Below are 7,775 nucleotides of genomic sequence, written 5' to 3'. Positions count from 1 at the left end.
CCGGGCCGACACATCTCGCTCATGACAGCAACCGTCAGCCTCGAAGTAAGTCAGACCCAGACCCGGTCGACCACCCAACCCATTCTCACTGCCTCGAAGGGCCCGTAACCGGATCGCCGAAACCGCAGCTCTCCGGCGTCGTGCCGACGTAATGTCGCCCGATGACCTTCCGCACCACGGCCATCACCGCCATCGCCGCAGCCGCACTCCTCACGCCCGCTCTCCTGGGCCCGGTCACCGCGAATGCGACTCCCTCCTCAGGGGTCTCGGCAGTGACCCTCGCCGAGACCGACATCCCCGCCGGACTGCTGCCGTTCGTTCCGCAGGGCGTGCACGTGGAGGTCCGCGAGATCACCATCGCACCCGGCGGCACCACCGGCTGGCACTTCCACGACGCCCAGATCTACGCCTTCGTCCGGCAGGGCACGCTCACCCACCCGGGCGCGGACTGCAAACCGGTCGTCTACCGGGCCGGCGAGGTCATCGAGGAACCCGCCGGGAAGGTCAACACCCACGAGGGCACCAATCTCGGCACCGTCCCGGTGATCCTCGACGTCCTCTACCTGATGCCGCCCGGCAAGCCGTTGTCGGAGGATGCCGTCGCACCAGCCTGTGCGCAGTCGTAGATGTACCGGCGCTCCGGCTTTCAGCCGACCGGCGTCGTGGCCGCTTCGTCGATGATGTGCGCTAGGTCGCCGGGGCGGCTCCACATCGGCCAATGCCCGGTCGGGAGGTCGACGAGGTCGACATGGTCGAGGCGTGACACCTCGGCGAACATGGGGTGACCCGCGTCGGCCAGCTCGGTTATCTGCGCACTCGGAATCGAGCAGCACACCAGAGTGGTCGGGACGGCACGTCGCGCATCGTTCGTGAGCTCCACCCGCTGCCGGAGCACGGGACCGGGTTCCGGAACGGCCCTGGCCCGAAAACGCTGGAGCGTCTCGGTGTTCAGGCCCTCGAGACTGGCCTGCTCCCCGAGTACGTCGAAGGGCGGCAGAGGGAGCTCGTCCAGATCCTCGGGTGCATCCGGGGCGAAGACACTCCCGGACGCGACGGGCCCGCTGTCGACCCACACCACGTGGCGAACGAGTTCGGGTCGCTGGTCGAGCACCAGACTCACCGGCGCGTTGGCCCCGCTGTGCGCCACGATGACCACCGGCTCGGCCTCGGAAGCCCCAGCTCCGATGATGGTCTGTCTGATCGCCGTCGCCTGGTCGTCGAGCGTCCTGGAGGCACGCCCGGAGTCCCGTTCATCGAGGCCGGGAAGCGTCATCGGAATGGCCCGCCGGCCGTCGGCGGTCAGGTGTTCGCACACCTCGTCCCATGCCCACGCCCCCAGCCAATGCCCGGCGATCAGGATGATGGGTGAGTTGTTCGCGTTCGTCGTCACGTCTCGATGCTGTCAGGCCTCTAGGACAGCCCCTGTCCCCATTTGGACACGATCCTGCGTCTCCCGTGTGGAGCACCCCGGCACGACGCCCGGACGTTCCGCGGTCGGTACACCTCGACCATCCCTGACGCGTTCGGTCGTAGACTGCCGGTTCATGTGCCGCCGCGTCGTGCTGACCCTGTCCGTGCTGCTTGTGGTCGCGGGTCTCGCCGTGCCCCAAGCCAGTACTGCTCGAGCGGATTCCGCGCTCGTCGCGGCCCGTTCCGCGGTGTTCGGCGCCGACAACGTCGACCAGACCACGGGCGCGGTGCGCGACGACCGCGTTCTCTTCTCCTGGTTCGGCGTCTCGAGCTTCGCGGTCGCCATGGCGGGCAAGGTCTTTCTCACCGACGCCTGGTTGCCCAACGCCTACCGCGGCCACGTCCCGACGACCCGGGCTCAGATCGCCGCGATCAAACCCTCGCACATCCTGATCGGGCACGGGCATTTCGACCACGCGGCCGACGCCGTCGACATCGCCCGCGCCTCCGGTGCGCGCCTCGTCGGCTCGGCGAGCCACTGCGCGTTCTTCCACCGGTCCGCGCCGCGCGTCGCCTGCGACGTGGTGGCTGCCGCCGGTGCCCGTCCGGGCAGCACCCGGCCCTACCGGGGCATTCCCGGGATCGCGGTCACCGCGATGAGCAACATCCATTCGACGCTGAAAGCACCTGAGGGCGAACATCCTCCGCTGCTGCCCATTCCGCCGAGCGACCGCCTGGTCACCAACCCGCCGCACGCGGACGAACTCGGCCGGCTCGCCGGGCACCTCGACGATCCGGAGGGCGGCGCCGTCCTCTATGCGTTCGAGGTCGGTGGACGGCGAACCGTGTGGAACGACTCGGTCGGCCCGGTGAGCCAGGTCCCCGGCGGGCGGGCCATCCTCGCGACGCTTCGCGACCTCGGCCCGGTCGACCTCCACGTCGGGTCCATCCAGGGCTTCAACGAGATCACCAACGGCCTGGGCGATCCGCTGCGCTACATCGACGCACTCCGTCCGAAAGTCTTTGTGCCCAACCATCACGACGACTGGTTCCCGGTGATCGCAACCCCCGCCGTCAACCGCGAACGAGCGTTCTTCGACGCGCTGGCAACCATCGACGCCCGGCCCGAGGTGCGCTATCTCCGCGACCCGCAGGACTACCTGCGCCCCGACCGCGTGACGCTCGAGCTGCGCTGATACGCCCAACCCGGCGTTCTCGCGGAGTTTTGATCAGATCCAGAAAAACGCCGTGCAACCGCAGGGAACGTGCCTATGGTGGGTCACGTGGCATCGACATCTGACTATGCCCAGCAACTCCGGGCCGCAGACCTCAGAGTCACCCAACCACGGGTGGCGGTCATGCGTGCCGTCGACGAACACCCCCACACCGACACCGACACCATCTACGGCATCGTCCGACAGATGCTGCCGAATGTGTCCCGTCAAGCCGTCTACGACGTCCTCCGGGCACTGACCGAAACCGGTCTCATCCGGCGGTTCCAGCCGTCGGGTTCGGTGTCGCTCTACGAATTCCGCACCGGCGACAACCATCACCACGTCGTCTGCCGCGCGTGCGGAACCGTGGCGGACGTCGATTGCGCAATCGGCGAGGCACCGTGCCTCACCGCATCCCACGACCACGGTTTCGTTCTCGACGAGGCCGAGGTCATCTACTGGGGACTCTGCCCGGACTGCGTCAGCCCAACCCCGACCTGATCACATCCGTGATCGCAGCCCAACCGGTTCCACCATCGAAAGGAATGTCGTGACCTCCGACAGCCGCCCACCCAATCCCGCCGAAGAGACTCGCAGCACCAGCGAGAGCGAGAATCCGGCCATCCCCTCGCCGGAGCCGAAAGCGCATGCGCCGCTGACCAACAAGGACTGGTGGCCCGAGCAGATCGACTTGTCCAGGCTGCACGCGCATTCTTCGCTGTCCAACCCGCTCGGCGAGGACTTCGACTACAAGAAGGAATTCGCGAAGCTCGACGTCGAGGCACTCAAGGCCGACCTCGTCTCGATCATGACCCAGTCACAGGACTGGTGGCCCGCCGACTACGGCCACTACGGAGGCCTGTTCATCCGCATGAGCTGGCACGCGGCCGGCACCTACCGCATCTACGACGGCCGCGGCGGCGGCGGGCAGGGCGCACAGCGCTTCGCCCCGCTGAACAGCTGGCCCGACAACGCAAACCTGGACAAGGCACGTCGTCTGCTGTGGCCGGTGAAGCAGAAGTACGGCACCAAGCTGTCGTGGGCCGACCTGCTGGTCTTCGCCGGCAACGTCGCCCTGGAGTCCATGGGATTCAAGACGTTTGGCTTCGGTTTCGGTCGCGAGGACATCTGGGAGCCCGAAGAGGTGTACTGGGGTCCCGAGGACACGTGGGGCGGCACCGACAAGCGGTACTCCGGTGAGCGTGACCTCGCCAAGCCGCTGGGCGCCACCACGATGGGTCTCATCTACGTCAATCCGGAAGGCCCCGAGGGCAAGCCGGATCCGGTCGCCGCGGCCTACGACATCCAAGAGACCTTCGCCCGGATGGCCATGAACGACGAGGAGACCGCGGCCCTCATCATCGGTGGCCACACCTTCGGCAAGACCCACGGCGCCGGGGACGCGGGCCTCGTCGGTCCCGAGCCCGAGGCTGCACCGATCGAGCAGCAGGGCCTGGGCTGGAAGTCCAGCTACGGCAGCGGCAAGGCAGAGGACGCCATCACCTCCGGCCTCGAGGTGGTCTGGACCAACACGCCGACGCAGTGGGACAACAGCTTCCTCGAGATCCTCTACGGCTACGAGTGGGAGCTGCAGAAGAGCCCCGCCGGTGCGTGGCAGTACGTCGCCAAGGACGGTGCGGGCGCAGGCACCATTCCCGATCCCTTCGGCGGCCCGGGACGCGCGCCCACCATGCTGGTCACCGACGTCTCGATGCGGGAGTCGCCGATCTACGCCGACATCACCCGCCGCTGGCTCGACCATCCCGAGGAGCTCGAGGAGGCCTTCGCCAAGGCCTGGTACAAGCTGCTCCACCGCGACCTCGGTCCGGTCAGCCGCTACCTCGGCCCGTGGGTTCCCGAGCCGCAGATCTGGCAGGACCCGGTGCCCGCCGTTGACCACGAGCTGATCGACGACGCCGACATCGCGTCCCTGAAGAGCAAACTGCTCGAAGCACTTTCGCCGACGCAGCTGATCAAGACCTCGTGGGCGTCGGCGGCCAGCTTCCGCAGCACCGACAAGCGCGGTGGTGCCAACGGCGCACGCATCCGCCTCGAGCCCCAGAAGAACTGGGAGATCAACGAGCCCGGTGAGCTCGCCAAGGTGCTGCCGGTGTACGAGCAGGTCCAGAAGGACTTCAACGACTCGGCGTCCGGCGGCAAGAAGGTGTCCTTGGCCGACCTCATCATCCTCGGCGGTGCCGCCGCCGTGGAAAAGGCCGCGGAGGCAGCGGGATTCCCGGTCACCGTGCCGTTCACACCGGGACGCACCGATGCCTCGCAGGAGAGCACCGACGTCGACTCGTTCGAGGTGCTCGAACCCCGCGCGGACGGGTTCCGCAACTACAGCCGTGGCGGAGAGAAGGCGCCACTGGAGGAGCTGCTCCTCGAGCGTGCCTACATGCTCGATCTCACCGCTCCTGAGTTGACGGTGCTCATCGGCGGCCTCCGTGTCCTCGACGTCAACCACGGCGGCTCGAAGCACGGCGTGTTCACCGACCGTCCGGGAGTCCTGTCGACCGACTTCTTCCGCAACGTGGTCGACATGGGCTTCGAGTGGAAGTCGGGTTCGGAGGAGAACGTCTACGAGGTCATCGACCGTGCGTCCGGCGAGACCAAGTGGACGGCGACCACGGCCGATCTGGTGTTCGGCTCGCACTCGCAACTCCGCGCACTCTCCGAGGTCTATGCCCAGGATGATTCGGCCGAGCGATTCGTCAACGACTTCGTCAAGGCGTGGGTGAAGGTGTCGAACAATGATCGTTTCGATGTGAGCTGATTCCGGCTCGTCGATCGGGAGGCACCCCGCGGACCAGGGCCGCGGGGTGCTTTCGTGTCGGCACGCGCTATAGTATGGATTGAGCAATCCTTCAATCCATCAATCCATCAACTAGTGCCTTCCCCTGGAGTGACCCGTGCCCGATCCCAGCCCCGAGCAGCCGCTGTACGAGATCAAGGCCAACCTGTTCAAGGCGCTCGCGCACCCGGCGCGCATCCGCGTCCTCGAGATCCTGAGCACCAACGGTGAACCGACTGCGGTGAGCGAGCTGCTCACGGCGACCGAACTCGAGCCGACGTTGTTGTCTCAGCATCTCGGCGTACTCAAGCGTCACCATGTCGTCACCGGCAACCGCACCGGCAACGCCGTGTTCTACGAACTCGCGCACCCGAAGATCTCCGACCTCCTGGTCATCGCCCGGACCTTCTTGATCGACACCCTCGGCGCACAGCGCGAACAGTTCGATGCCATCTCGTCGCTACCACCGGTGACACCCCGATGAGCACCAACGCCCTCACCGGTGCCCTGTCTCGAACGGCCAGATTCGTCCCCCGGCGCAGCGACTACGCGGGGCTGAAACGCAGCTGGCGCGCCGACATCGTCGCAGGTGTCACCGTCGGCGTCGTCGCGCTTCCGTTGGCGCTGGCGTTCGGCATCAGCTCGGGTGTCGGCGCCGCCGCCGGCCTGATCACCGCCGTCGTCGCCGGGCTCGTCGCCGCGATCTTCGGCGGCTCACACGTCCAGGTGTCCGGGCCCACCGGCGCGATGGCCGTCATCCTCGCGCCGATCGTCGCCGAGCATGGTCTGAGCAGCATCGCGGTCGTCACCGTCCTGGCCGGCGTCCTGGTGTTGGTGGCCGGTGTCCTCGGCCTCGGCCGCGCCGTCACCTTCATCCCCTGGCCGGTCATCGAGGGTTTCACCCTCGGCATCGCGGCGATCATCTTCCTGCAGCAGGTGCCGGCCGCGTTCGGCACCGTCGCACCGTCCGGAGCACGCACCCTCAACGCAGCCGTCGACGTCGTCGTGAACGCCGACTGGTCGACCGCCTGGCCCGCGCTGGCCGTCGTCGCGATGGTCGCCGTGATCATGCTCGTGTTACCGCGCATCCACCGCAGCATCCCCGAGTCACTCACCGCCGTCATCGTCGTCACCCTGATCGTCCACTTCACCGGCCTCTTCGACGTCGCCAGCATCGGTGAGCTGCCGTCCTCGCTGCCCGCCCCGTCGATCCCGCACGTCGACCCGGCGATGGTGAAGTCGGTCCTCGGCGCCGCGGTCGCCATCGCGGCCCTCGCCGCGATCGAGTCGCTGCTGTCGGCGCGCGTCGCGGCCACCATGTCGCCGACGGGCCCCTATGACCCCGACCGCGAGCTCGCCGGTCAGGGTCTGGCCTCGGTCGCGTCGGGGATGTTCGGCGGCATGCCGGCGACCGGGGCCATCGCCCGTACCGCGGTCAACGTGCGTTCCGGCGCACGTACGCGCGTCGCCGCGATAGTGCACTCACTACTGCTGCTCGGGGTCGTCTACCTGGCGACCGGTCCGGTCTCGGCGATCCCCCTTGCCGCGCTGGCCGGGGTGCTGATGGTGACCTCGTTCCGCATGGTGTCCGTCGGTACCGTCCGCGCGATCCTCAAATCCACCCGGTCGGACGCGCTGATCTTCGTCGTCACCGCGATCATCACCGTCACGCTGGACCTCATCGAGGCCGTCCAGATCGGCATCGTCGTGGCCGCGTTCTTCGCCCTGCGCCAGGTGGCGCAACGGTCCAGCGTGACCCGCGAGCCGCTGCCCGGCGACCCTCGACCCGGCGACGAGCGGATCGCGCTGCTGAGCCTCGACGGTGCGATGTTCTTCGGCGCGGCCGAGCGGATCTCGACCACGATCGCCGACCACCCTGACGAATCGGTGTCGGTCGTCATCATCCGGATGTCGCGGCTCGGCATGCTCGACGCGACGGGCGCGCACTCGCTGGCCGAGATCGTCACCGAACTCGAGAACCGCGGGATCACCGTCATCATCAAGGGCGTACAGCCCGACCACCTCGAACTCCTCGAGGGTGTCGGGGTCTTCGACTCCCTGCGTCATGACAACCACCTCGTCGACACCCTCGACGAGGCCATCGCCCACGCGCGGAGTCACGTCGAACGCGAGAGAATATGAACTACCTGCATCGACGCCGACCCCCCGAGGTATCGCGCCGCCCCGCCTCCGGCGGCATCGAACCACAAGACCCGAGGCCCATGAACGCGAGGCTGATCACAGGGGGCAGAATCGGGGGGTAGTTGTCACACGAGCACACCGCAAGCGTGGTATCGGTGAAGCCTGACTCACAAGGTCGCCGGCGACACCGGTTAATACAGACAGAATCGAGAACA

At 67.4% G+C, this 7,775-nt stretch carries 7 protein-coding genes; 6 read left to right on the top strand and 1 reads right to left on the bottom strand.

The genetic code is table 11. The features are described from left to right. Nucleotides 1-161 precede the first annotated feature (161 nt). A complete protein-coding gene (locus BPODLACK_RS17535) occupies nucleotides 162-626 on the top strand; it encodes a cupin domain-containing protein (RefSeq protein ID WP_024499750.1) in 465 nt (154 codons plus the stop codon). 20 nt (nucleotides 627-646) lie between these two features. Here the strand turns inward: BPODLACK_RS17535 and BPODLACK_RS17530 are convergent, their stop codons facing one another. After that, a complete protein-coding gene (locus tag BPODLACK_RS17530) occupies nucleotides 647-1,390 on the bottom strand; it encodes an alpha/beta fold hydrolase (protein WP_159405822.1) in 744 nt (247 codons plus the stop codon). 154 nt (nucleotides 1,391-1,544) lie between these two features. On the opposite strand from BPODLACK_RS17530, the gene BPODLACK_RS17525 reads away from it, so the two are divergent. The 5 genes from BPODLACK_RS17525 to BPODLACK_RS17505 all read left to right on the top strand — a co-directional run bounded on the left by BPODLACK_RS17525 (nucleotide 1,545) and on the right by BPODLACK_RS17505 (nucleotide 7,560). Then, complete coding sequence (locus BPODLACK_RS17525) at nucleotides 1,545-2,606, top strand: MBL fold metallo-hydrolase (protein WP_159405821.1); 1,062 nt, start codon at nucleotides 1,545-1,547, stop codon at nucleotides 2,604-2,606. Between the two features lie 87 nt (nucleotides 2,607-2,693). After that, nucleotides 2,694-3,125 carry a Fur family transcriptional regulator gene (locus tag BPODLACK_RS17520; protein WP_191834533.1) on the top strand — a complete coding sequence of 144 codons (432 nt, stop codon included), beginning with the start codon at nucleotides 2,694-2,696 and terminating at the stop codon, nucleotides 3,123-3,125. Between the two features lie 49 nt (nucleotides 3,126-3,174). Next, nucleotides 3,175-5,400, top strand: a complete 2,226-nt coding sequence (gene katG, locus BPODLACK_RS17515) for a catalase/peroxidase HPI (RefSeq protein WP_159405820.1) — start codon at nucleotides 3,175-3,177, stop codon at nucleotides 5,398-5,400. Nucleotides 5,401-5,536: 136 nt separating this feature from the next. Continuing rightward, the gene (locus BPODLACK_RS17510) at nucleotides 5,537-5,902 is read left to right on the top strand and encodes an ArsR/SmtB family transcription factor (RefSeq protein WP_006437995.1); all 366 of its coding nucleotides are present in this window, start codon (nucleotides 5,537-5,539) and stop codon (nucleotides 5,900-5,902) included. Then, the gene (locus BPODLACK_RS17505) at nucleotides 5,899-7,560 is read left to right on the top strand and encodes a SulP family inorganic anion transporter (protein WP_006437996.1); all 1,662 of its coding nucleotides are present in this window, start codon (nucleotides 5,899-5,901) and stop codon (nucleotides 7,558-7,560) included. Before BPODLACK_RS17510 ends, BPODLACK_RS17505 begins: the two co-directional genes overlap by 4 nt. The last annotated feature ends 215 nt before the right edge of the window (nucleotides 7,561-7,775 follow it).

This window comes from Gordonia sp. YY1 (assembly GCF_009872315.1).
Lineage (GTDB): Bacteria > Actinomycetota > Actinomycetes > Mycobacteriales > Mycobacteriaceae > Gordonia > Gordonia amicalis.
This window is presented reverse-complemented; position numbering and strand designations above follow the sequence as displayed.

Coding starts and splice junctions, on each gene's coding strand:
- BPODLACK_RS17505 (WP_006437996.1), top strand. CDS start 5,899: ATGAGCACCAACGCCCTCACCGGTGCCCTGTCTCGAACGGCCAGATTC.
- BPODLACK_RS17525 (WP_159405821.1), top strand. CDS start 1,545: ATGTGCCGCCGCGTCGTGCTGACCCTGTCCGTGCTGCTTGTGGTCGCG.
- BPODLACK_RS17535 (WP_024499750.1), top strand. CDS start 162: ATGACCTTCCGCACCACGGCCATCACCGCCATCGCCGCAGCCGCACTC.